Annotated in this window: 13 protein-coding genes and 1 pseudogene; 13 read left to right on the top strand and 1 reads right to left on the bottom strand. The window is 69.9% G+C overall.

All coding sequences use genetic code 11. The annotated features are described in order from the left end of the window. The first annotated feature begins 11 nt into the window (after window positions 1-11). The 5 genes from DMP23_RS26530 (at window position 12) to DMP23_RS26510 (ending at window position 4,315) form a co-directional block, all read left to right on the top strand. Entirely contained in the window at window positions 12-371 is a 360-nt protein-coding gene (locus DMP23_RS26530) for a hypothetical protein (RefSeq protein WP_337822861.1), read from the top strand. Window positions 372-444: 73 nt separating this feature from the next. Further along, window positions 445-1,359 carry a 3-oxoacyl-[acyl-carrier-protein] synthase III C-terminal domain-containing protein gene (locus tag DMP23_RS26525; protein ID WP_337822860.1) on the top strand — a complete coding sequence of 305 codons (915 nt, stop codon included), beginning with the start codon at window positions 445-447 and terminating at the stop codon, window positions 1,357-1,359. 12 nt (window positions 1,360-1,371) lie between these two features. Further along, a complete protein-coding gene (locus DMP23_RS26520) occupies window positions 1,372-2,658 on the top strand; it encodes a type III PLP-dependent enzyme (protein ID WP_238608022.1) in 1,287 nt (428 codons plus the stop codon). Next, on the top strand, window positions 2,658-3,446 hold the full coding sequence (locus DMP23_RS26515; protein WP_337822859.1) for a hypothetical protein: 789 nt from the start codon (window positions 2,658-2,660) through the stop codon (window positions 3,444-3,446). Before DMP23_RS26520 ends, DMP23_RS26515 begins: the two co-directional genes overlap by 1 nt. Before the next feature lie 224 nt (window positions 3,447-3,670). Then, window positions 3,671-4,315, top strand: coding sequence for a LuxR C-terminal-related transcriptional regulator (locus tag DMP23_RS26510; protein ID WP_043839341.1), 645 nt, complete (start codon window positions 3,671-3,673; stop codon window positions 4,313-4,315). A 47-nt stretch (window positions 4,316-4,362) separates the two neighbouring features. On the opposite strand, the gene DMP23_RS26505 is transcribed toward DMP23_RS26510, so the two are convergent. Beyond that, the gene (locus DMP23_RS26505; RefSeq protein ID WP_134663261.1) at window positions 4,363-5,643 is read right to left on the bottom strand and encodes a sensor histidine kinase; all 1,281 of its coding nucleotides are present in this window, start codon (window positions 5,641-5,643) and stop codon (window positions 4,363-4,365) included. Window positions 5,644-5,780: 137 nt separating this feature from the next. Between DMP23_RS26505 and DMP23_RS26500 the strand changes: the two genes are divergently transcribed. From DMP23_RS26500 to DMP23_RS26465, 8 genes and pseudogenes are all read left to right on the top strand, one after another. After that, the gene (locus DMP23_RS26500) at window positions 5,781-6,578 is read left to right on the top strand and encodes an ABC transporter ATP-binding protein (protein WP_037812034.1); all 798 of its coding nucleotides are present in this window, start codon (window positions 5,781-5,783) and stop codon (window positions 6,576-6,578) included. Continuing rightward, window positions 6,578-9,151 carry an ABC transporter permease gene (locus tag DMP23_RS26495; RefSeq protein ID WP_337822858.1) on the top strand — a complete coding sequence of 858 codons (2,574 nt, stop codon included), beginning with the start codon at window positions 6,578-6,580 and terminating at the stop codon, window positions 9,149-9,151. The genes DMP23_RS26500 and DMP23_RS26495 overlap by 1 nt, the downstream gene beginning before the upstream one ends. A gap of 91 nt (window positions 9,152-9,242) precedes the next feature. Next, window positions 9,243-10,919 (top strand): phytoene desaturase family protein, encoded by a 1,677-nt coding sequence (locus DMP23_RS26490; protein ID WP_337822857.1) that lies wholly within the window; start codon window positions 9,243-9,245, stop codon window positions 10,917-10,919. A 25-nt stretch (window positions 10,920-10,944) separates the two neighbouring features. Beyond that, window positions 10,945-11,223, top strand: coding sequence for an acyl carrier protein (locus DMP23_RS26485; protein ID WP_134663258.1), 279 nt, complete (start codon window positions 10,945-10,947; stop codon window positions 11,221-11,223). Beyond that, window positions 11,216-11,785, top strand: coding sequence for a DUF2786 domain-containing protein (locus DMP23_RS26480; RefSeq protein ID WP_337822856.1), 570 nt, complete (start codon window positions 11,216-11,218; stop codon window positions 11,783-11,785). The genes DMP23_RS26485 and DMP23_RS26480 overlap by 8 nt, the downstream gene beginning before the upstream one ends. Then, window positions 11,782-12,990: an acyl-CoA dehydrogenase family protein gene (locus DMP23_RS26475; RefSeq protein WP_337822855.1), complete on the top strand. Its 1,209-nt coding sequence runs from the start codon at window positions 11,782-11,784 to the stop codon at window positions 12,988-12,990. Before DMP23_RS26480 ends, DMP23_RS26475 begins: the two co-directional genes overlap by 4 nt. Continuing rightward, a pseudogene (gene sbnA / locus DMP23_RS26470) lies at window positions 12,981-13,962 on the top strand (2,3-diaminopropionate biosynthesis protein SbnA). The gene DMP23_RS26475 and the pseudogene sbnA overlap by 10 nt, the downstream one beginning before the upstream one ends. Then, window positions 13,959-23,639, top strand: coding sequence for an amino acid adenylation domain-containing protein (locus DMP23_RS26465; RefSeq protein WP_337822854.1), 9,681 nt, complete (start codon window positions 13,959-13,961; stop codon window positions 23,637-23,639). The pseudogene sbnA and the gene DMP23_RS26465 overlap by 4 nt, the downstream one beginning before the upstream one ends. Window position 23,640: the final 1 nt, after the last annotated feature.

The raw sequence follows: 23,640 nt of genomic DNA, 5'->3' as shown, positions 1-23,640 counted from the left end.
GTAAATAGTTGATGAGCGAGGTAATGATGACCGTCCTGGTGGTGGCCAATGCCGTGCTCGCGGTGGTCAGCGTTGTTTTCGCGGTGGTGGCGGCCGTGCGGCCCGCGGCGTTGAGCCACAGCGAGGCTCCTGCGAACGGCGAGAAGTTCTACAGCTGGATGTACGCGGTCAGAGCCGTGCCGCTGGGCTGCGCGGCCGCGGTGGTGCCGTTCATCTGGTCTGGACCAGTCTGCGCGGTGGTCCTGATCGCGGCGGCGGTCGCGCAGGCTGGAGACGCCGGCATCGGGATCTTCCGCGGAGAGAAGGGGATGATCGCGGGAAGCTCCGTGGTGGGCGCGGTGCATGTGCTCACCGCCGTCGCGATGTGGTGAACGAAGCCGGTTGAAAGCCGCGCGTCAGCGTCACGTCAGTGCCGGTTGCGACGCTGTCGGGGTGACGTGCCTGATGTCTGTGTCCAGTTACCTGCCCGCCGCGGTGCCGATCGCGACGCTGCAGGACGCGCTCGGCCTCACCGACGCCCAGTTGCGCAGGCTGCATCGCATCTACGGGTTGTCCGAGGTCTGCCGGTCGCCCGAGTCCGAGGCCGAGATGCTGCTCGGCGCGGTCGCGAAGCTCGACGGGTTCGCCGGGGTCGAGGAACGCGTCCGCTACGTGCTGCGGCCCAAGACCGTGCCCGCGGCGTCGCCGCATCCGTTCGATCCGCTGGCCGAAGTGCAGCAGCGGCTTGGGCTGCAGAACGCGCTCGCCTTCACCGTCACCGATCACGCCTGCGCGTCCGGGCTGCTCGCTCTGGACCTCGCCGGCGCGCTGCTCGAACAGGACGGCGACCCGGACGCGCTGGTGCTGATTCTCGCTGGTGAGAAGGCTTTCACCCCGGCCGCGCAGATCATCCCGGACGTCGCGGTGATGGGCGAGGGGACCGCCGCGGTGCTGGTCGCGCCTGGCGGGCAACGGGATCGGCTGCTCGGCTACGCGACGACGACGCTCGGCGGTCCCGGCGGCGAGGTCATCACGAACGAAGAGCAGAACAAGGTGTTCCGGCAGATCTATCCGGACGCGCTGGGCGACGTCACCCGCGCCGCGCTCGAGGCCGCCGGGTGCGCGGCGGGCGATCTCGCGCTCGTCCTTCCGCACAACGTCAACAAGGTTTCGTGGATCCGCGCGGCGGAGGCGATGGACGTGCCGCGGAAGCGGATCTTCCTCGGCAACGTCCCGCGCACCGGCCATTGTTTCTGCGCGGACCCGTTTCTCAACTACCACACCGCGACCCGGCTCGGGCTGCTGAACCCGGGCGAGCGCTACCTGATGGTTTCGGTCGGCCTCGGCTCGACGTTTTCCGCGATGGTCTTCGAACACTAGGAGCAGAACCTGATGAGTACGGAACTCGAGATCGAGGGCGTCGGGATCACCGAGCTGGCCGACCGTTACGGCACCCCGCTGTTCGTCTACGACGGCGGCGAGCTGTCCGGCCGGATGGCCCGGCTGCGGCGGGAACTGCACGACAGCATGGAGGTCTTCTTCTCGCTGAAGTCGAACCCGAACGTGTCGATTCTGGCTGTGCTGCACGACAATGGGGCTCGCGCGGAGGTTTCGAGCCTCGCCGAACTGCGCACCGCGCGCCGTGCTGGAGTGTCGCCGAACGACATCATTTTCCTCGGTCCTGGCAAGAGCCAGGCGGAACTCGAAGCCTGCCTGGACGAGGACATCGCGGCGATCGTCTGCGAATCCTTCGGGGAACTCGCGTTGATCGACCAGCTCGCCGCGGCGCGCGGAGTGCGAGCGCGGGTGGCGTTGCGGGTCAATCCGAGCTTCGCGGTCAAGGGGTCCGGGCTGACGATGGGCGGGAAGCCGCGCCAGTTCGGCATGGACGAGGAACAGCTGTTCGCCGCCGAGGATCTGGTTTCGCGGCATGCGAATGTGCGGATCATGGGCGTCCAGGTCTACATGGGCACGCGCATTCTCAGCGAGGAATCGGTGGTGGAGAACACCACGCGCATCTTCGCGCTGGCCGAACAGCTGTCCGCGCGGCTGGGCTTCGGGCTCGACCTGGTCGACGTCGGCGGCGGGCTGGGCGTGGCGTACTTCGACGGGGAACGTGACCTCGACCTCGATCTGCTGACCTCGCGGCTGAACCCGGTGATCGACGAGTTCGCCACGCGGCATCCGGACACGCGGCTCGTGATGGAGCTGGGCCGCTACCTGACCGCGATGAGCGGCACCTACGTCGTGCGCGTCCGTTACGTCAAAACCTCGCTGGGACAGAACTTCGCGGTCGCTGACGGCGGCACCAACCACCACATGGCCGCGGTCGGCATCGGCTCCTACGTCAAGCGCGATTTCCCGATGCGGCTGCTGAACCGGATCGACGAACCAGCCACCGAAACCTGGCAGATCACCGGCCCGCTGTGCACGCCGAACGACGTGCTGGGCAAGAAGATCCCGCTGCCGCCGGTGCAACCGGGCGACCTGATCGGCGTGGAACGCTCCGGTGCTTACGGCCCGAGCGCGTCACCGGTGCTGTTCCTCAGCCACGGCTATCCCGCCGAAGTATTGGTCCATGATGGACAGTCCTATGTGATCAGTGAACGGGACCAGCCGGAGGACCTGCTGCGCCGCCAGCACCTGCACCGGCTGCCGGTTCCCGCGGTGGAGGGCTGATGTTCAGCGCCGGCGCTCCCGTGGCGACCACGCGGACCTCGCCGTTCGCCGTGCTGCCGATGGGGCTGAAAACCGTGCTGCACCGGCGTTTCGCCTCTGGTGCCGACCGGCTCGACGGCCCGATCATGACGCGATACTTCACCGATCTGGCCGCCGGACACGACGTCGGCTACTCGCCGGACCTCGTCGCCCAGGCGCAAGGCAACACGTTCATCTCCCTGGCCCGGGAATTGCTGCACGACCAGGTGAGCGAGCCGCTCGACCTGGTCGTCGTCGCCCACGATGGTCCCGACTTCGACCCGCGGCTGTCCGCTCCGGTCAACCTGACCGCGGTGCTGCCGGGCGGCCCGATGACGTACTCGGTCTCCGGACAGGGCCCGCTCGCCGGTTTCCTCGCCCTGCGGGTGGCGGCCGGATACGCGCGCCGGAGGCCGATGCGGCGCGTGCTGATCCTCGTCATGGAGCAGCGGGGAATGCCGTACGCCGGAGCACGCCCGCCCGGCGACGCGGCAGCCGCGCTGCTGTTCGAGTCCGGAGCGGGCAGCACCCGTGTGGCGCTGCTGCCCGGAATCGACCCGGCTGATGCCCGGGCCGAGGCTGATCGGCTCGCGTCGGCGGATCGTTATGGGCCGGGTTTGGCTGACGGGTCGGTTGCGGAAGGACGCTCCGCTACCGCGTTGTGGGCCGAGCCGCCTGCGGTTCTCGCTGATTACGACCCGATTCGCGGGACTCTGGGAATTTGCTCCTTCGCCGGGGAAAGCGAGCCCTCCGCGCCCCTGCACGCCTGACCGCGGTGCGGCTGCGCGGGGTCGAAGCCGCGTCGCCTCAGCCCTGGCTCGCCGTCCGTGAAGGGCTCCTTGAAGGAATCAGATTCCCTCAAGGAGCCCTTCACGGACCTTCAGGCGCGGACGGAACCGACACGGGGAATTTGCGCCTTCGCCCGGGAAAGCGAGCCCTCCGCGCCCCTATAATCGGGAGCGGAACTGCCGCGGCGAAGAAAAGGTGAAGATCTGTGCGCGTGGTCATCGGCGAAGACCAGTTCCTGCTCCGCGACGGGCTGGTCCGGCTGCTCGAAGCGCACGGGATGACGATCGTCGCGGCGCTCGACAACGGGCCGGATCTGCTGAACGCGCTGGTCACGGAGAAGCCGGACGTCGGCGTCGTCGACATCCGGCTTCCGCCGTCGTTCACCGACGAGGGGTTGCGCGCGGCGATCGAGGCGCGCCGCCAGGTGCCGGGGCTGCCGGTGCTGGTGCTGTCGCAGTACGTCGAACGCTTGTACGTCAACGAATTGCTGGCCGACGGCGCGGGCGCGGTCGGCTACCAGCTCAAGGACCGGGTGCTCGACGGCGACCACTTCGTCGACGTCCTGCGCGGGGTCGCCGCGGGCAACACGATGATGGACCCTGAAGTGGTGTCGAGGCTGTTCACGCACAACACGCGCGACGTCGCGCTGGAGAGCCTCACCCCGAGGGAGAACGACGTGCTCCGGCTGATCGCCGAGGGGCGGTCCAACAGCAACATCGCCGCCGAGCTGTTCGTCACCGAGAAGGCGGTGTCCAAGCACATCAACAACATCCTGGCGAAGCTGCAGCTGCCGGTGTCCGAGGACAGCAATCGCCGGGTGCAGGCGGTGCTGGCCTACCTGCGCCGCTGACTGCTCGCCGATACCGGGCATCGCTACTCACGACAGGCGCTGAGCGTTCAGCCGATCGGCCGGCACGGGATTTCGATGACCACCGAGGTCGGGCCGCCGAGCGGGCTGAGCACGGTGAGGAATCCGTCCAGCGGGGCGAGTCTGCGTTCGAGTTCCCGCAGGCCGGTGCCCTTCGCCGGGTCCGCGCCGCCGTTGCCGTAGTCGGTGACCGTGATGGACAGCCGTCCGGCGGAATGGTGCATGTCGATTTTCCCGGAATCCGCGCCGGAATGCTTCATCGCGTTGTTGAGCACCTCGGAAACGGTGAAATACGCGGCGGTCTCGACGGCGGGCGCGAACCGGCCGGGGAGGTCGACGGTGGTCTCCATCTCCAGCGTCGCTTCCATCCCGAGTTCGCGGACCGCGTCGGCGAGACCGCGGTCGACCAGCACCGGCGGCTGGATCCCGCGCACCAGATCGCGTAGTTCCTGCAGTGCTTTCACCGAGCTCGCCTTGGCCTCTTCCAGCAGGCTCTTCGCGGCTTCCGGCTGCCGTTCGGCGAGTTTCGCGGCCGCGTCGAGCGTCATTCCCATCGCGACCAGGCGGGCTTGCGCGCCGTCGTGCAGATTGCGTTCGATCCGGCGCAGTTCCAGCGCCTGGTGGCCGACCGCGTCGTCGCGTGTGGTGGTGAGGTGCTGGACGCGCTGGGCGAGCACGGTGCTTTCGGACGGGGAAAGGAATTTGGCCGCCAGCGCCGCGTGCAGTTTCAGCAGGTGCGGGGCCGCCCACAGGACGAGCGGGAAATGCAGCAGGCCCAGCACGACCGCGATCCAGGCGACGGCCGGGTTGTCCACCGGCAGCGCCACGTACCAGTCGCCGAGCCACAAATCGTCCAGAACCGGGTAGAGCAACGGCATCAGCAGCCCGCGCACGCCGTCGACCACGAGCGCCAGCGGGGCCAGCGTGAGCAGGCACCCGATCGTGCAGTCCACCAGCAGCCAGGCGGTGTCCCGCCAGGTGGCACGGTCCGCCAGCAAACGCGCGAACACCTGGAAGAACCGCGTGCCCTCGGGCAGCGGGAGATACGGTTGCGGCACCTCCCGTCCGGTCCAGGCACCGTGCAGTTTCCGCTGCAGATTGGCGACCGCGCGGACGGCGTACACCACCGGCGGAATCAGGAACACCCCGACGCCGACGCCCAGCAGGGAAGCAGCGCAGGCCAGGAGCGCGAAAAGCACCACCTCGACCGGTGCGAGCAGACCCAGCGCGGTGCTGTGCAGCACGGCGAGGCCGCCCCGCGCGAACCAGGGCTTCGGCGCCGCCGGCTCGCGGGCATCGGTGGAGGGCATGTCCCGATTATGTGCTGTTCCCGGCTTTCCCGGCAGGGGTGCTAGGACCAGTCCGGATCGAAGAGTTAGCACCATCGGAATCCGCCCTTGCCGCTCGTAGGTTTCTTCTGTACCCGACGCGCCTGGGAGAGTGACCGATGTACCAGTCCGGACAGCCAAGCACGGATGCGGTGACGCTCCGCTCCGTCACCAAGTTCTACGGAGGGAACCGGGCCCGCGTCGTCGCACTCGACGGGATCTCGGTTTCGTTCGCCCGCGGCAGTTTCACCGCGGTGATGGGACCGTCCGGTTCGGGCAAGAGCACGCTGCTGCACTGCGCGGCCGGGCTCGACCAGCCGGATTCGGGCACGGTCGTGCTGGCCGACCAGGATCTCGGCCGGCTCGACGAGGCGCAGCTGACCCGGATGCGCCGCGACCACATCGGATTCATTTTCCAGCAGTTCAACCTGCTGCCGTCGCTCGACGTGGTCGACAACGTCACGCTTCCGCTGCGGCTGGCGGGGAAGAAGGCCGATCCGGCGCTGGTGAACCGGATCATCGAGCAGGTCGGGCTCGGCGGACGGCGCGGGCACCGCCCCGGTGAGTTGTCCGGCGGCCAACAGCAGCGCGTGGCGATCGCCCGCGCGCTGGTCAGCCGTCCGCACGTGACCTTCGCCGACGAGCCGACCGGCGCGCTGGACACGACGTCGGCGAGCGAGATCCTGGACCTGCTGCGCGCCGCGGTGCGGGCCGAAGGGCAGACCATCGTGATGGTGACGCACGATCCGGTCGCCGCCTCCTACGCCGACCGGGTGCTGTTCCTCGCCGACGGGCAGTTCGCCGGCGAGTTGCACGAACCGACCGTGGACGAGGTCGCGCGCGGCCTGACCGCGTTGAGCGCACGCACGACGCGGCTCGGCCGCGACGGCCGGAACACCGTCGGGACGGTGCGCTGATGCTGCGCCTTGCCCTGAGCACGCTCCGGTTCCGCAAGGCCGGATTCACCGCGACGTTCGTCGCGCTGCTCGTCGGAACCGCGATCGTGATGGCGTGCGGCGGGCTCATGCAGACCGGGATCTCGCCGCGGGTGCCGCCGCAGCGGCTGGCCGAGGCCCCGGTGGTCGTCGCGGGCGACCAGCACTACAACCTGCCGCCGACGAACCCGGGCACCGAGGACGAGGACCACGAATCCGCGACCCTGCCCGAACGGGTGCGGCTCGACGCGTCGCTCGGGGCGAAGATCGCGGCCGTTCCGGGCGTCGCGAAGGTCATTCCCGACGTGTCGATCCCGGCGACGCTGCCCGCGGATCCCGACGTGAAACTGGTACGCGGCACCGCGTTGGGGCACGACTGGGCGACCGCCGAGCTGGCCCCGTATTCGCTGACCGACGGGCGGGCTCCGCAGCGCAGCGGCGAAGTCGTGCTCGACCAGTCGACGGCCGCGGCCACCGGGGTCGCCTCGGGCGGTTCGGTGCAGATCGCCGTGCGCGGCGGGGTCCGGTCCTTCCAGGTGGTCGGAATCGCTGTCGCGGGCGGAAAAATAGCTTCCGACGCCGTGTTCTTCTCCCACGAAGACGCTCTCGCGCTTACGCCCGCGACCGGTCAGGTCGACGCGTTCGGCGTGCTTCCCGCCGCAGGCACGGAACCGGCCGCGCTGAGCACCCAGATCGCGAACGTGGTCCGCGACCAGCACGCGGTCGCGCTGACCGGAGTAGCGCGCGGGACGGCCGAGTTCGCGCAGGCGAGCGACGGCGGCGAAATCCTGGTGATCCTGGCCGCGGTGTTCGGCGGGCTCGCTGTGCAGGTCGCGTTGTTCGTGGTGGCCAGCACGCTGGGTCTGTCGGTGCAGCAGCGGCGGCGCGAGGTCGCGTTGCTGCGTGCGGTCGGCGCGACGCCCAAACAGGTGAGCCGCATGATCACCGCGGAGTCGATGGTGATCGGGATCCTCGCGACCGTACTGGCCGCTTTCCCCGGCGAACTGCTCGGGAACTGGCTGTTCGACCGGCTGTCCGGGTTCGGCGTCTTCGAACCGGTGCTGGCGTATCACCAGGACTGGATCCCGACCGCCGCCGGCGTTCTCGTGGGCCTGCTGTCCGCGTGGGGCGCGGGATTCGTCGCGGCACGGTACGCCGGGCGGACGCGTCCGGTGGAGGCGATGCAGGAACTGGTCTCGCCGAAGCGCTGGCTGACGTCGTTCCGGCTGTGGTGGGGCATTGGCAGCCTGATCGGCGGCGTGGCGCTCGCGTACCTGACGATCACCGTGATGGACGGACCCCTAGCGGCCAGTACCGCCGGACCGGCGGTCACGCTCGTCGCGGCGGCGGTGGCGCTCTTCGCGCCGGGAATCACCCGGGTAATGGTCGCGGTGCTGCGGGTTCCGGTGCGGGCGGTGAGCGGGCTGTCCGGCTACCTCGCGATGGCCAACGCCCGGGTGCGCTGGCTGCCGATGTCCGGTGCGGTCGTGCCGGTCATGCTGGCCACGACGCTGGCCGTGTTCATGCTCTACTTCCAGACCACGCAGGTGGAATCGGCGAAGCAGAAGTACGCGTCGAACCTTTCGGCGGACGCGGTCGTCACTTCGTCGACCGGCGACGTCGGCACCGGGTTGCTCGACAAGGTCCGGGCGTTGCCCGGGGTCGGCACCGCTTCGGCGTACGTGACCAGCAAGGGCTACAACGAGAAGCCGTCGGACTCGAGCCAGGACGAGGACGGGCTGGCGCTGACCGGGGTCACCGGTGACGCGGTCGCGAAGACCCGGGCGTCCGAGGTCGCGACCGGTTCGCTGGACGCGTTGCAGGGCAACACCATCGCGCTCCCGGTCGACAACGCGACTCGGCTGCACGTCAAGGTCGGCGACGAGATCGGCCTGCGGCTCGGCGACGGCACGCAGGTGCGGCTGCGCGTAGTGGCGACCCTGCGGTCGGCGGCGGAGTTCGCGACGGCGTTGCTGCCCGCGGGCACGCTGGCTCCGCACACGACCGACGGGATCGCGTCGCAGGTGCTCGTCACCGCGGCGGCGGGCACGAGCGTCTCGCAGCTGATGAGCACGCTCGACGGGCTGGCGCAGTCCTCGCCCGGCGTGCAGGTCGCGAACCGGGACACGCTCACCGCCAAGTTCGTGCAGGAACAGGAAGCGAACGCGTGGGTCAACTACCTCGTGGTCGGCATGATCCTGCTCTACGCGGCGATCTCGGTGGTGAACACGCTCGTGCTCTCGACCGCGCACCGGCGGCGCGAGTTCGGCCTGCAACGGCTGGCCGGGTCGAGCCGGGGCCAGGTGCTCGGCGTGATGGCCGTGGAGGGGATCGTCGTCGCGATCATCGGCGTGGTTCTCGGCACCGCCGTCTCGCTCGCGATGCTGGTCCCGTTCAGCCAGGCGGTGTCCGACAGCTGGCTGCCGTATGGTCCATTGTGGATTTATGGGGTGGTGGTCGTGCTCGCGGTCGTGGTAAGCATGGTCGCCACGCTCTTCCCGACGTGGCTCGCGGTGCGCGGCAAGACCTCGATCGCCATGCTCTCTCCTGAATAGGTGACCCCTGGGCGGCCGCCCGCCGCTGACTGCCCCCAGCTGTCAGCGCGCGGTCAGCCCGGGGTCACCGCCCCGCCGTAGCGTCACCGGCATGAGTCCGAACGAGGCGGGAAGCCCTTCCTGGGACGCGATCGTGATCGGGTCCGGGATCGGCGGCCTCGTCTGCGCCGGCTACCTCGCCGCCTTCGGCCGCCGGGTCCTCGTGCTCGAACAGCACGACGTCGCGGGCGGCAACTGCCACATGTTCCGGCGGCGGCGCTCCTACGAGTTCGACATCGGCGTGCACTACCTCGGCGACTGCGGGCCCGGCGGGCTGCTCCCGTCGCTGCTGGCCGGGCTCGGCGTCGGCGACCGGGTGCGGTTCCGCAGGCTCGACCCGGACGGCTTCGACCGGATCGTGCTGCCGGGCGTGCGGTTCGACGTGCCGGAAGGCTGGTCCCGGTACGGGGACCGGCTGCTCGAGACCTTTCCCGCGGAGGCCGCCGCACTTCAGGAGTACCTGGCGATCTGCGGCGAGATCGCCGCGTCGGCCCGTTATTCGGCGAGCGCTCAGCCGGTTTTGGGCGGTTCGCCCGCGGTGGTGCGCTGGAGCCGGCGCAGCCTGAGCCGCCTGTTCGACCATTGTGGACTGTCCGTGGCCGCCCGCACGGTGCTGGCCGCGCAGTCCGGCAACTACGCCTCCTCGCCCGCGAACACCGTTGTCGCGGCGCACATTCGCATGCTCGACGACTACCTGACCGGCGGCGCATACTATCCGGTCGGCGGCGGCCAGATGCTGGCGGCCGCGCTGGTGGAGCAGCTCGAAGCGCACGGCGGCCAGCTGCGCACCAAAGCCCGCGCCGCGCGGATCCTGATCGAGGACGGTCGCGCGGCCGGCGTGGAGCTGACCGACGGAGACGTGCTGCGCGCGCCGCTTGTCGTGTCCAATGCGGACTATCGGCGCACCGTGCTGGAGTTGTGCGGTGGCCGGGAAAACTTCCCCGAAGGCGTCGTCCGGCGAACCGAAGACGCGGTCATGCGGCTGCCGCTGGTCACCAGTTATGCGGTGGCGGCCGCGGAACTGCCCGAAGCTTCCGAGGCCAATATCTGGTACTGGCCGAGCGGTGACGTCGAAAGTGCTTACGCCCGAACGGAAGCAGGCCAGTTCGACGAGCTGCCGTTCGTGTTCATCTCGTCCGCGTCGCACAAGGATCCCGGCAACACCGCGGTCTGCCCGCCCGGACACACGAACCTCCAGATCATGACCGCGTGCCCGCCCGGCTACGCACCGTGGGGCGTCACCGAGGGACCGGCGTCCGGTCTCCGCTACCGACGCGTTGCCGAATACCGCGCGGCCAAAGAGAAACTCGCCGCCTGCCTGCTCGACCGCGCCGAAGAGGTGCTCGGCCCGTTCCGGGACCGCATCGTCTACCTCGAATCCGCCACCCCGCTCACGCAGGAGCGGTACACGCTCGCCACCGGAGGAGCCGCGTACGGACTGCAGTCCTGGGGCCCGCACGGACGGCGCCCGGACGTGCGGACCGCGGTGGAAGGACTGTTCGTCGCCGGACAGGACGTCCACGGCGGGGGAGTCGTCGGAGCCGCGGTCGGCGGTGCGCAATGCGCCGAAGCGATTCTCGACCGGCCGGTGCTGGCCGAAGCCTACGACGGCGCGGTCTTCGCCGACCGCGCCCTGTTGCCCGAACGCGGCCACGACTGGGATCCGCTGCGGATTTCCCGCGGCCAGGCCCGCCGCGACGCCCGCGGATTCGCTCCGACGGCGCGCTGAACCCTGTGTAAGGAGAAGGAGAGCCATGACTGAGACAACCCAGACCACGCAGACCTTGACCGAGGACCGGGTCGTCGAGGGCATCACCGGCGCGCTGGGCGCGGTGCTCGAACGCGACGTCGCCGACCTGTCCGAGGACACCCGGCTGTCCGACGCGGGCCTCGACTCGACCGGCGTGCTGGAGCTGCTGATGCAGCTCGAGGACACGTTCGGCATCGAGTTCGACACCGAGAACCTGGAGATGCAGCACTTCGAATCGGTGCGTTCGCTCGCCGCGTTCGTCATCGCGGAAATCCGTGCCTGACCAGGCGTCGTGGCAGGAGTGCCGGCGCGTCGCCCGGGAGCAGGGCGTCGCGCCCGCGCTCAAACTGCTGCGGACGGGGCCCCGGAACACCGCGATCGCGGCCGTCCCGGCGGGAGAACTGCCCGCCGGGACGGAGATTCTGCGGGAAGCCGATCTGCCCGGCGGCGCGGTCGCGTTCGCCCGGGGGCTGCCGGGCGCCCCTGCGGGCCCGGACCTGGTGTGGGTGCGGCTGGGGCTGTCCCAGGCCCTGCTCGACGAGTGCGTCCGGTACTTGGGCGAGCGGCGTTCGGGGGAAGAGTCGTTGCTGCGCAAGCAGATGATCCAGGACTGCCTCGCCACGGCGCTCAACGGCCAGCTCGCGGTCGAAGCTGATCTGCTGGCCGCGGGCGGCACGGTGGCTCCCGCGCGGGTGCGGTATCTGCACCACTTGCTGTCCGATGTGGACCGGAAACTGCTCGGCTTGCTGGGGGCGAAGGGTTTCCTGGCCGGGGGTCCGGGTGAGGTCGCCGACGTCTCGGAACTGCTCGCGAGCGTCCACGAAATGGCCGAGGGGACGACGTGACGGGCACTGTGCTGACCGAACCCCTGCTGGCGCTGCGGGAGCTCGCCGCCGAGTGGGCGAGCGGCCTGCGTGCCGCCGGTGCGGTGCTCGACCGCGATCCCGAGGCCGTCGCCCAGTTCGCTGACCTGCCCGCGGTGCGCTGCATGGCGCAGCTGCTGGTCCCGGGGGAGTACGGCTCGGAGGGCATCAACGTCGCCGGGCGCCGGTTCCACGGGATGACCGCGCTGGAACGGACGGTGCTGCTGGAGGAGTTCGCCCGGGGCGACGCGGGCGCGACGCTCGCCGCACCGGGCGCGTCCATGTCCGGCGTACTGCTCGACGTGCTCGGCGACGACGAGCAGAAAACCTGGTTTTACGGCAGGCTCGTCGACCGTCCAACGTGGACTTTCTTCGCGCTCACCGAACCGGACGTCGGTTCCGACGCGAACGCGCTGACCACGAGCCTGACTCCGGGACCGGACGGCGACTTCGTGCTGAACGGCCGGAAACGGTATGTCGGCAACGCTTCCCGCGCAGGCATGGGCGTCGTCTTCGCCCGCACCGCGCCCGGCCCGCTCGGCGTGCGGGCGGTCCTCGTGGACACCGCTTCCCCCGGCTTCCACGCCGAACCGCTGGGCATGCTCGGATTGCGCGGCGCACGATTCTGCGCCCTCGAGTTCGACAACGTGCGGATTCCCGCGAACCGGGTGCTGGGCCGCCATCTTTCCCCGGCCAGGCGCGGGATGTGGGCCGCCACGCTGACGTTCAACCGCCTCCGCCCCGGCGTCGCGGCGATCGCGATCGGCATCGCGCGAGCGGCGCACGAGTACGTCCGGGCCGAAGGCGGCCTGCTCACCGGCGGCGCGGCAGCCGAATGGGACCAGCTGGGCTACCGGATCGAGAGCGTCCGGAACCTGGTGCACCTCGCGGCGATGGAGGTGGACGCGGGCGGCAGCCGCGGCGGGCACCTCGCGTCGTCCGCCAAAGCCGAAGCGAGCAGGCTCGCCGAGGACGCGACCAGGGCAGCCTGCCGGTTCTTCGGGCCGGGCGCGCGCTGGACGCATCCCTTGCTGGACAAGCTGATTCGCGACGCACGCGGCGTCGAATTCATGGAAGGCGCCGCGAACATCCAGAAACTCATCGTCTTCACCGGGCTGCTCGCCGGCAAAGTCGGCCAGGGCGAGTCGTTCCCGGCGCTGAACCGCGGAGGTTTGCCGTGCGGGTGATATCCGCCCCTCAGGAGTTCACCGTCCCGGATCTTTACGTCGACCTGCGCCGGTTCGTCGGCCGCGACCTGTTCGTCAAGTGCGAGGGGTTCAACTTCGCCGGGTCGATCAAGCTCAAGGCCGCGCTGGAGATCGTCGAGCGCGCCGAACGCGACGGCAGGCTGCGTCCCGGGCAGACGATCGTCGAGAGCTCGTCCGGGAACATCGGCGTCGCGCTCGCGATGGTCGCGGCCAGCCGCGGCTACCGGTTCATCTGCGTGACCGACGACCACTGCACGCTGTCCGCGCGGCAGCTGATGCAGAACTACGGCGCCGAGGTCCGCGTGCTGACCGAACCGCATCCGGTCGACGGGCTGGTCGGCGCGCGGCAGCGGCTGGTGGAGAGCCTCTGCGCGGAGCACGAGGACTACGTCTGGCTCGACCAGCACACCAACCCGGGCAACTGGACCGCGCACTACCGGACCACCGGCCCGGAGATCCTGCGCATGTTCCCCGGCCTCGACGTGCTGTTCGTCGGCACCGGCACGGCCGGCACGCTGATGGGCTGCGCCCGGTACCTGCGCGAGGCGCGCCGGTCGATCCGGGTGGTCGCGGTGGACAGCGTCGGCTCGGTGAGCTTCGGCGGCCCGCCCGGACCGCGGCAGATTCCCGGGCTCGGCTCCGCGATCCGCCCGGCGCTGCTCGACGAGTCCCTGGTGGACGACGTGGTGCACGTCGAGGAAACCGAAACCGTGGAGATGTGCCGGACGCTGGTGGGGCACGGGTTCCTGTTCGGCGGCTCGACCGGCACCCGTCGTCGCCGGAGCGCTGTCCTGGCTCGCCCGCGAGGACCGCGACCTGACCGCCGTGGCCATTTCCCCGGATCTGGGCGACCACTACCTGGACACGGTCTACCGGGACCACTGGGCCGCCGACGCGCTCGGCCGCGTGCCCGGGCAGACCACCGACCGACTTTCCGAGGTGCCGCGATGACCGCTGTCGAGACCAGCCTGCCCCTGTCCACGGCCCAGACCGACGTCTGGTTCGACGAGCAGCTGTCCGGAGGCGGTCTCGCCTACGCGATGGCCGACTACCTGGACATCTCCGGCGACCTGGACGTGCCGGTGTTCGTCGAGGCGTTCCGCCTGCTCACCGACGAGGCCGAATGCTTCCGCGCGCGCTTCTTCGAGGTCGACGGCGAACCGCGCCAGGTGGTCGAGCCGCTGACCGAGCTGCCGGTCAGCTTCCTGGACCTGTCCGGCGAACCGGACCCCGAGGCGGCCGCGCTCGCGTGGATGCACGAGGACCTGGCCCGGCCGTTCTCGGTCAGCGATTTCCCGCTGTTCCGCGCCGCGCTGCTCACGCTCGGCCCGCGCCGGCGGTTCTGGTATCTCACCACCCACCACCTGGTGGGCGACGGGTTCAGCGCCGCGATCTGCCACCGCCGGATGGGCGAGCTGTACACGGCGGTGCTGACCGGCAAGGAGCCCGAGGGCCGTCCGCTGCCGCCGTTCCGGGACCTGCTGGAATCCGAACTCGCCTACCAGAACTCGACGCACCTCGGCCGTGACCGCGAGTTCTGGAGCAGCCACTTCAGCACGGTCCCGGACCTGATCAGCCTGTCCGGCAAGGAACCCGCGCCGGCTCGCGGATTCCTTCGCCGCACCCTCGCCCTGCCCGCCGACGCGGCCGCCGCGGCGCGCAAGGCGGTGGCACAGGCCGGGGTGACCCTGCCGACCTTCCTGCTCGCCGCGATGGCCGCCTACACCGAGCGTCTTTCCGGGATCCAGGATCTGATGCTGACCGTCCCGGTCGCCGCCCGCGCGGGGGTCCGGACGCGGACGATCCCGGGGATGATGGCGAACTACCTGCCGTTGAAAATGCAGGTCACGCCCGCGATGACGCCGCAGCTGCTGCTGAAGCAAGCCTCGCGGGAGCTCGCCCGCACGCTGAAGCACCAGCGGTATCACGTCAACCAGATCCGCCGCGACATCGGCGTGCGCAGCGACGAGCGGCGGCCGTTCGGCGGACCCTTCGTCAACGTGCTGCCCGCGGACCCCGGGTTGCGGCTGGGCGACTGCGTGACCCGGGTGCGGAATCTGTCGACCGGGATCACGAACGACCTGTCGATCACCGTCCTCGACGAGCCCGGCGGCGGGATCGAACTCCACCTCAACGGAAACCCGGACCTTTACGACGAGTCCGGAGTGGACACTCACCTGCACCGGTTCGCCGGATTCCTGGACCGCTTCGCACGCGCCGATCCGGACGCGCCGCTCGCCCGTATCGATGTCGCCGACGCGCAGGAGCGCGAGGAACTGCTTGCCGCCGGGCTGGGCGCTCGCGGCCCGGTGGGCGCGGGCGTGGTGGAGCGAGTGCGCGCGCAGGCTCCGGACGCGGTGGCGGTGGTTGATGCTGCCGGTTCGGTGAGTTATGCGGATCTGGTCGGGATGGCCTCGGCATTGTCGAGGCGGTTGCCAGCCGGACGCGTGGTCGGCGTGCTCGCTGGACCGGGGAGTGGCTTCATCTCGGCGGTTCTCGGCGTGCTCGGTGCCGGTGGTGCTTACGTGCCGCTGGATCCGACGCTTCCGTTGGCGCGGTTGCGCGACCTGGTGGCGGACAGCGGCGCGGCCTGTGTGCTAGCAGCCCCGGAGTTCCAGGAGCTTGCGGCAGAGCTGCCGGTGGACGTCGTGGAGCTGGACGGCACGGTCGACCCCGAGTTGGTACCGGTGGTCGGCGAGGACGACGACGTCGCGTACGTGATCTTCACGTCGGGTTCGACCGGTCGTCCGAAGGGCGCGATGGTTTCGCGGCTCGGGATGATGAACCACCTGCTGGCGAAGGTGGAAGACCTCGGGCTGGGCGCGTCGGACGTGGTCGTGCAGAACGCGCCGCTGACGTTCGACGTGTCGGTGTGGCAGATGCTCGCGCCGCTGGTGGTCGGCGGTCAGGTGCGCGTGGTGGACCGGCAGATCGCGGCGGATCCGGAGACGCTGTTCGGGCTGGGCATGTCGGTGCTGGAAGTGGTGCCGTCGTTGCTGCGGGCCGCGTTGGACTTCTGGGACGCCGGTGGTCCGCCGGAGCTGGCCGGTTTGCGGTGGCTGGTGGTGACGGGCGAGGCGTTGCCGCCGGACCTGTGCGTGCGGTGGTTCGGGTACTTCCCGGAGATTCCGCTGGTGAACGCCTACGGTCCGACGGAGTGTTCGGACGACGTGACGCACGCGGTTCTGTCCAGTGTGGACGATGTACGCGGGCTGCGGACGCCGATCGGTCTTCCGGTACGGAACACCCGGCTTTACGTGCTGAGCGACGAGCTGCGTCCGGTTCCGGCCGGTGCGGCTGGCGAACTGTATGTCGGCGGTTTGGTGGTCGGTCGCGGTTACGTGGGCGATCCGGGCAAGACGGGTTCGGTGTTCGTCGCGGATCCGTTCGGCGAGCCGGGCACGCGGATGTACCGGACCGGCGACCGCGTGGTGCGCCGCGCGGACGGGGCGCTGGAGTTCATCGAGCGCCGGGACTTCCAGGTCAAGATCCGCGGTCACCGCATCGAACTCGGCGAGATCGAGGCGACCCTGCGCGAGCTGCCCGAGATCGCGGACGCGGTCGTGGTGGTGCGCGACGACGCCGGGACCAAACGGCTCGCCGCGTACCTGGTCGGCACGGAGCCGGTCGACGTGCCGTCCGTGCGCAGCGAACTGCAGCAGCGGCTGCCGGACTACCTGGTGCCGCCCGCGATGGTCGTGCTCGACGCGATGCCGCTGACCGTCCACGGCAAGGTCGACCGGGACGCGCTGCCCGAGCCGGATTTCGCCGCCGAAGCGGTCGGCCGGTCGCCGCGCAACGCCGTCGAGGCCATCCTGTGCGACGTGCTGGCCGAGGTGCTGACGGTGCCGAAGGTCTACATCGACGACAACTTCTTCGCACTCGGCGGCGACAGCGTCAGCTCGATCCAGGTGGTCAGCCGCGCGCGCAAGGCCGGGCTGGTCATCACCCCGCGCGACCTGCTGGAAGCCCGGACACCGGCGGCGATCGCGGAAAACGCGGTCCCGATCGGGGACGACGTCGCTCCGGAACCCGCCGCGGCACTGGTCGAACTCGAACCGGGAGAACTTGACGAGCTGCGGGCCGGGCCGGTCGAGGAAGTGCTTCCGCTCGCGCCGTTGCAGCAGGGCATGCTTTTTCATACCGAACTCGATGCCGAGGGCGTCGATTTCTATGCCGTGCAAGCGATCGCGGACCTCGAAGGGACCTTGGACACCGCCGCCGTCCGCGATGCCTGCGCCACGCTGCTGACCCGACACACCGCCCTGCGCGGATACTTCCGGCGACGCCGCAACGGGGAACCGGTGCAACTGGTCGCCGAATCGGTCGAGCTGCCGTGGACCGAAATCGACCTGACCGTCCTGCCGGAGGAGGATCGCGAGGCGGAACTGCAGCGACTGGTCGACCAGGACCGGTTGCAGCGCTTCGATTTGGCGCACCCGCCGCTGGTCCGCTTCACGCTGATCCGGGTCGCCGCCGAGCGCTACCGGTTCCTGTGGAGCGCACACCACATCGCCACCGACGGCTGGTCGGTCCCCATCCTCATCGACGAACTGGCTCAGCTCTACGCGGGCGGCGCGACGACCGCGCTGCCCGAGGTGCCGCAGATGCGCGACTACCTCGCCTGGCTGTCCCGCCAGGACGAGGAGGCCGGGCGGAAAGCCTGGCAGGACCTGCTCGACGGCCTGCCCGGCCCGACCCGCGTCGCACCAGACCTGCCCGCCGCCGCGAACCTGCCCGCGACTGTCGAGTTAGCACTGTCCGAAAGCGACACTGCACACCTCTATGCCTGGGCACGGGAACATGACCTGACCGTCAGCACGATCGTGCAAGCCTGCTGGGCGATTCTGGTCGGCCGCTTGGCCGGGCAACAGGACGTGGTCTTCGGCGCGGTGGCGTCCGGACGTCCCGCGGAACTGCCGGGCGTCGAAACGATGGTCGGCATGTTCGTGAACACCGTGCCGGTCCGGGCCCGTCTCGACCCGGCCCGCCCGGTCCGCGAACTGCTCGCGGAACTGGGCCGTCAGCAGGCCGCCATGGTGTCCTACCAGCACATCGGGCAAGCGCAGTTGAGCGGAGCCATCCCGGACAGCGGCGAACTCTTCGACACCGCAGTGGTGTTCGAGAACGTCCCCGCCGGCGACGGCGGCCCGCTGGTGATGCTCGGCGAGGACGTCCGCGTAGTCGACGCGGTCACGCTCGACTCCCGGCACTACCCGCTCAGCCTCGTCGTGGAACCGCATGCCTCGCTCGTCTTCCGCTTCGACTACCTTCGCGAGGCCTTCGGCGACGACCGCGTCCGCGAGCTGGCGCAGCAGTTCCAGGCGCTGCTCGACACGGTGCTCGGCGATCCCGACCGCCTGCTCGGCCGCATCGACGTGGTGGCCGACCCGGCGCAGACCTTCCTGCTCGGCGCGACCGGCCCGGTCGGTGCGGGCGTGGTCGAACGGGTGCGTGCGCAGAAGCCAGACGCGGTCGCGGTGGTCGACGACTCCGGTTCGGTGACCTACGCGGACCTGGTCGGCCTGGCGTCGGCTCTTTCTCGCCGGGTGCCGCCGGGACGGGTAGCGGGCGTGCTCGCCGGTCCAGGGATCGGCTTCATCTCGGCGGTTCTCGGCGTCCTGGGCGCAGGCGGTGCTTACGTGCCGCTGGATCCGACCGTGCCGCTCGCCCGGCTGCAAGGCCTGGTGGAGGACAGCGGCGCGGCGTGCGTGATCGCGGCCCCGGAATTCCGGGAGCTCGCAGCGAACCTGCCGGTGGAGGTCATCGAGCTGGACGGCGCCGTTGACGCCGAGCTGACCCCGGTCGTCGGTGCGGACGACGACGTCGCGTACCTGATCTTCACCTCCGGTTCCACCGGCCGCCCCAAGGGCGCGATGGTGTCTCGCCGCGGAATGGTCAACCACCTGCTGGCCAAGGTGGAAGACCTGGCGTTGAAGCCGTCGGACGTGCTGGTGCAGAACGCGCCGCTGACGTTCGACGTCTCGGTGTGGCAGATGCTCGCCCCGCTGATGGTCGGCGCTCAAGTCCGAGCCGTCAGCCGCGAGACCGCGGCGGATCCGGACGCATTGTTCGGCTTGGGCATGTCGGTGCTGGAAGTCGTACCGTCGCTGCTGCGAGCCGCGTTGGACTTCTGGGACGCGGGCAGCCCGCCGGACCTGACCGGTCTGCGGTGGCTGGTCGTGACCGGCGAAGCATTGCCGCCGGACCTGTGCGTGCGCTGGTTCGAGTACTTCCCGGACATCCCGATGGTGAACGCCTACGGCCCGACGGAGTGCTCGGACGACGTCACGCACGCAGTTCTGTCCAGTGTGGACGATGCGCAGGGCCTGCGGGTGCCGATCGGTTTGCCGGTGCGGAACACCCGGCTGTACGTGCTGGGCGACGAGCTGCGTCCGGTCCCGCCCGGTGCCGCAGGCGAGCTGTACGTCGGCGGTTTGGTGGTCGGCCGCGGTTACGTGGGCGATCCGGTCAAGACGGGTTCCGTGTTCGTCGCCGACCCCTTCGGCGAACCGGGCACCCGGATGTACCGGACCGGCGACCGCGTGGTCTGCCGGGCCGATGGCGCGCTGGAGTTCGTGGAACGCCGCGACTTCCAGGTCAAGATCCGCGGTCACCGCATCGAACTGGGCGAGATCGAAGCCGGTCTGCTGGCGCAGGAATCCGTCACCGACGCGGTAGTCGTCGTGCAGGGCTCCGACGCGGCCAACCGGCACCTGGTCGGTTACGTCGCGGGAACCGCCCGTCCCGAGGACCTGCAAGCGCAGCTGGCCGAACTGCTGCCCGCGTACATGGTGCCGAGCGCGATCGTCGTACTCGACCGGCTCCCGCTCACCGCGCACGGCAAGGTCGACCGCAAAGCGCTGCCCGCTCCGGAAAGCTTCACCGGCCAAGAAAAACGCGGCCCGCGCACTCCCGTCGAGGAACAGCTGACCCGGCTCTACGCCGAGGTGCTCGGGTTGCCCGAGGCCGGTATCGACGACGACTTCTTCGAACTCGGCGGCCATTCCCTCCTCGCCACCGCGCTGGTCAGCCGGATCCGGTCGGAACTGAACGTCGAACTGCCGCTGCGGGATCTATTCGAAGCACGCACCGTGGCCGCGCTGGCCGGACGGCTCGCGTCGGCAGGCCAGGCACGTGCGGCGTTCCGCAAGCTGGACCGTCCCGACCCGCTGCCGTTGTCGTACGCGCAACAGCGCATGTGGTTCTTGAACCGGCTCGAAGGCGACCACGGCGGATACACCATCCCCCTCGCCGTCCGGCTTTCCGGCGAGCTGGCCCGCTCGGCGCTCGCCGCAGCCCTCGACGATCTGACCGCACGGCACGAAATCCTGCGCACCGTCTTCCCCGACACCGACGGCGTCCCGTTCCAGCGCGTCCTGGACGCGGGGGAGTCGCTGCGCACCGCACCGATGCCCGAGGACCTCGCCGCCGCGTTGGCCGAGGAGGTCGCCCGCGGCTTCGACCTGGCCGTCGACCTTCCGTTGCGCAGCAAACTGTTCGGCCCCGACCAGAATGGCGACCACGTCCTCCTGCTGGTGCTGCACCACATCGCCGGAGACGCCTGGTCCGTCGACGTGCTCGCCCGCGACCTCGCGACCGCCTACGAGGCACGGCTGTCCGGAACCAGTCCACAGTGGACCGAACTGCCCGCCCAGTACGCGGACTACTCGGTCTGGCAGCACTCCCTGCTGGACGACACCAAGGACGGCGAATCCGCCCGCCTGCTGAAGCACTGGCGGGAAGCGCTCGCGGGACTCCCCGGAGAACTGGCGTTGCCGGTCGACCTGCCGCGCCGCGCCTCCGCCGGCTACCGCGGCGGAACCATCGAGTTCGAGCTGTCCTCGACCGTGCACCGCGACCTCGCGCGGCTCGCGCACGATCAAGGGGCGAGCCTGTTCATGGTCGTCCAAGCCGCACTGGCCACCCTGCTCACCCGCCTGGGCGCGGGAACCGACATTCCGCTCGGCAGCCTGGTCGCCGGACGTCCGGACGAAGCCGTGCACGACCTCGTGGGCTTCTTCGTCAACACGCTCGTCCTGCGCACCGACACCAGCGGCGATCCGCGCTTCACCGAACTGGTCGCGCGAGTCCGCGACGCCGACCTCGCCGCCTACGCCCACCAGGATCTGCCGTTCGAGCGGTTGCTGGAGGCGACGCAACCGGCAAGGTCGATGTCGCGACAGCCGTTGTTCGGAGTGCTGCTGTCCTTCTACGACGTCCCGCCCTCGGAAGTCGGCCTCGGCAGCCTGACCGCGCGACCCGAAATGCTCGCCCCGACGCACAAGAAGTTCAAGTTCGACCTGACCTTCCAGCTGGGCCAGCACAAGGGCGAGCGCGGTCTGGAAGGCACGCTCGAATACAACGCCGACGCGTTCACCGCGGAAACCGCACAGCTGCTAGTCGACCGGCTGACGCTTCTCCTGACGGCCGCCGCCGAAGACCCCGGGCAGCCGCTGAGCCGGATCGACCTGCGCACTCCAGCCGAGCGAGTCACCCCAGCGGCACCGGCTCTCGAGGTGCCCGACGGCTTGCTGGTGCCAGGGGACATCGGTCTGCGCGAGCAAGCCAACCGGCTGGCTCGGGCTTTGCAGGCGCAGGGCGCGGGTCCGGGGGAGACGGTGACCGTTGACCTGCCGCCAGGCCGCGACCGCTGGGCAGCGATCTTCGGTGTCCTCGCCATCGGCGCGGCCTGGACACCGAGCGGGGAGTCCCGCTACACCATCCCCGCGGACGTGTCCGGATTCGCCGACACCGACCTGGAGGTGTCGCTGCCCGGAGCGGAGCTGGCGTATCGCGGAGACGCGGTCTTCAGCCGAGATGCCCTGGCCGCGACCATCGCCGCTCTGCTGAAGGAATTGCCGCTCACCGCCGGCGACCGTCTCCTGGCACCGGACACCGAGTTCGCGCTGCCGGTCGTGCTCGCCGCGTTGCACGTCGGCGCGGTGGTGACCGTCGCTCCCGCCGCGGAGATCGCGGAACTCGCCTCGTCGGTGGACCCGAGCGTCGTGGTCCTGACCCCGAGCATCGCGAAAATGCTGGCACTGCGACCGGGTACCCGGGTGGTGAACTTCGGCGAGAGCTTCCTTGACGGAGCACTCAACTGCGAAGGCACCGCGACCTCCGGTTGGCTCACGCTGGTCAACGGACGCCCGTTCGCGCACCGTCACGCCAACGTCCTCGACCAGAGTCGGCAGCCAGTGCCTCGCGGTGGCCGAGGAGAGCTGTACTTGGCTGACGCGCCCACCGGTCTCCCCGCCCGTATCCGCTTGGACGGAACCGTCGAAGTGATCCGCGAGGCTCAGGTCCGCGGCTTCGCAATCCCGCTCGGGCAGATCGAAGCGGCCTTGCACCGTCAGCCCTCGGTCGCCGCAGCCGCCGTCATCGCCGAGAACGACGCGCTGATCGCCTACGTCGTCCCGCAGTGGGAACGCGGCGTCGACCCGCTAACCCTGCGGGAAGCGCTGGCCGCCGAACTCCCTGACTACTTGATCCCGACCGCCTTCGCGGAACTGGACACCATCCCAGTCGCGCCGGACGGCTCGCTGGACCGCTCCGCCCTGCCCGCTCCGGCCGCACAAACCAGCCAGGACATCAGCGAAACCGTCGAACTGCTGCGCACCGCTTTCGCGGAAACCCTCGGTATCGCGGACCCCGACATCCAGACCGGGTTCTTCGAGTTGGGCGGCAACAGCCTGCAATCCGTCCGCCTGGTCGCACTGGCCCGACGAGCCGGACTCCGGCTGACAGTCGCCGACGTCCTGACCCACGGCAGCATCGAACGCCTGGCCGCGCTCGCCGAACGAGCCGAACCGGATCTCGCGGACCTGCCGGACCCGTTCGCGCCGGTGCTGCCGATCCGGCCGACCGGGACGAAGCCGCCGCTGTTCTGCCTGCACGCCGGACTCGGCCTGAGCCTGCCGTACCTCGGGCTGGCGGCCCACCTGCCGGACCGTCCGATCTACGGCCTGCAATCGCCGGGAATCAGCGGTGCCGAACAGTTCCCGGACTCGGTCGAGCAGGTCGCCGAGAACTATCTGAAGCACATCCGCCGCCTCCAGCCGCACGGTCCGTACCACTTGCTCGGTTGGTCCTACGGCGGTCTGCTGGCCTTCGAGCTCGCGGTACGCCTGGAAGCCGAAGGCGAAACGGTCGGCTCACTGTCCATCTTGGACAGTTACCCGCAGGACGGGACCGAAGCCGCACTGTCCCGGCACGAACTGCTCGTCGATTTCCTGGAACACGTCGGCTTCCACGACACCGAAGCCGGTACCGAGCTGACCCCGGTCGACGTCATCGCCGTGCTGCGGCAGGGCGACAGCAGGCTGGCCGACATCGGCGAGGACCGCATGACGCGCGTCCTCGCCGTGATGGACAACAACGCCACGCTGGCCCACCGGTACCGCCCGACGCGGTTCACCGGCGCAGTCGAACTGTTCGTTGCCGCCGAAGGCCTGACCGACGCCGAGGTGGCCGAACGAGCAGGCCGCTGGGTGCCGCACGTGTCGGGTCCAGTGCGGGCGCACCGGATCGAGTGCGGGCACGAATACCTGATGGACCCCGGGCCGCAGGCGGAGATCGGCGCCGCGACGGCCGGAACGCTGGCAAGCAACGAGGAGTCGCAGTGAC

This window comes from Amycolatopsis sp. A1MSW2902, from assembly GCF_017312175.1.
In the GTDB taxonomy this organism is placed as follows: Bacteria; Actinomycetota; Actinomycetes; order Mycobacteriales; family Pseudonocardiaceae; genus Amycolatopsis; species Amycolatopsis nivea.
The sequence above is the reverse complement of the archived record's forward strand: the minus strand, read 5'-3'. Positions and strand labels throughout refer to the sequence as shown.

Bases quoted from the DNA above. Each gene is read 5' to 3' on its own strand.
- DMP23_RS26530 (WP_337822861.1), top strand. From the start codon at position 12: ATGAGCGAGGTAATGATGACCGTCCTGGTGGTGGCCAATGCCGTGCTC.
- DMP23_RS26525 (WP_337822860.1), top strand. From the start codon at position 445: ATGTCTGTGTCCAGTTACCTGCCCGCCGCGGTGCCGATCGCGACGCTG.
- DMP23_RS26520 (WP_238608022.1), top strand. From the start codon at position 1,372: ATGAGTACGGAACTCGAGATCGAGGGCGTCGGGATCACCGAGCTGGCC.
- DMP23_RS26515 (WP_337822859.1), top strand. From the start codon at position 2,658: ATGTTCAGCGCCGGCGCTCCCGTGGCGACCACGCGGACCTCGCCGTTC.
- DMP23_RS26505 (WP_134663261.1), bottom strand. From the start codon at position 5,643: ATGCCCTCCACCGATGCCCGCGAGCCGGCGGCGCCGAAGCCCTGGTTC.
- DMP23_RS26500 (WP_037812034.1), top strand. From the start codon at position 5,781: ATGTACCAGTCCGGACAGCCAAGCACGGATGCGGTGACGCTCCGCTCC.
- DMP23_RS26495 (WP_337822858.1), top strand. From the start codon at position 6,578: ATGCTGCGCCTTGCCCTGAGCACGCTCCGGTTCCGCAAGGCCGGATTC.
- DMP23_RS26490 (WP_337822857.1), top strand. From the start codon at position 9,243: ATGAGTCCGAACGAGGCGGGAAGCCCTTCCTGGGACGCGATCGTGATC.
- DMP23_RS26485 (WP_134663258.1), top strand. From the start codon at position 10,945: ATGACTGAGACAACCCAGACCACGCAGACCTTGACCGAGGACCGGGTC.
- DMP23_RS26465 (WP_337822854.1), top strand. From the start codon at position 13,959: ATGACCGCTGTCGAGACCAGCCTGCCCCTGTCCACGGCCCAGACCGAC.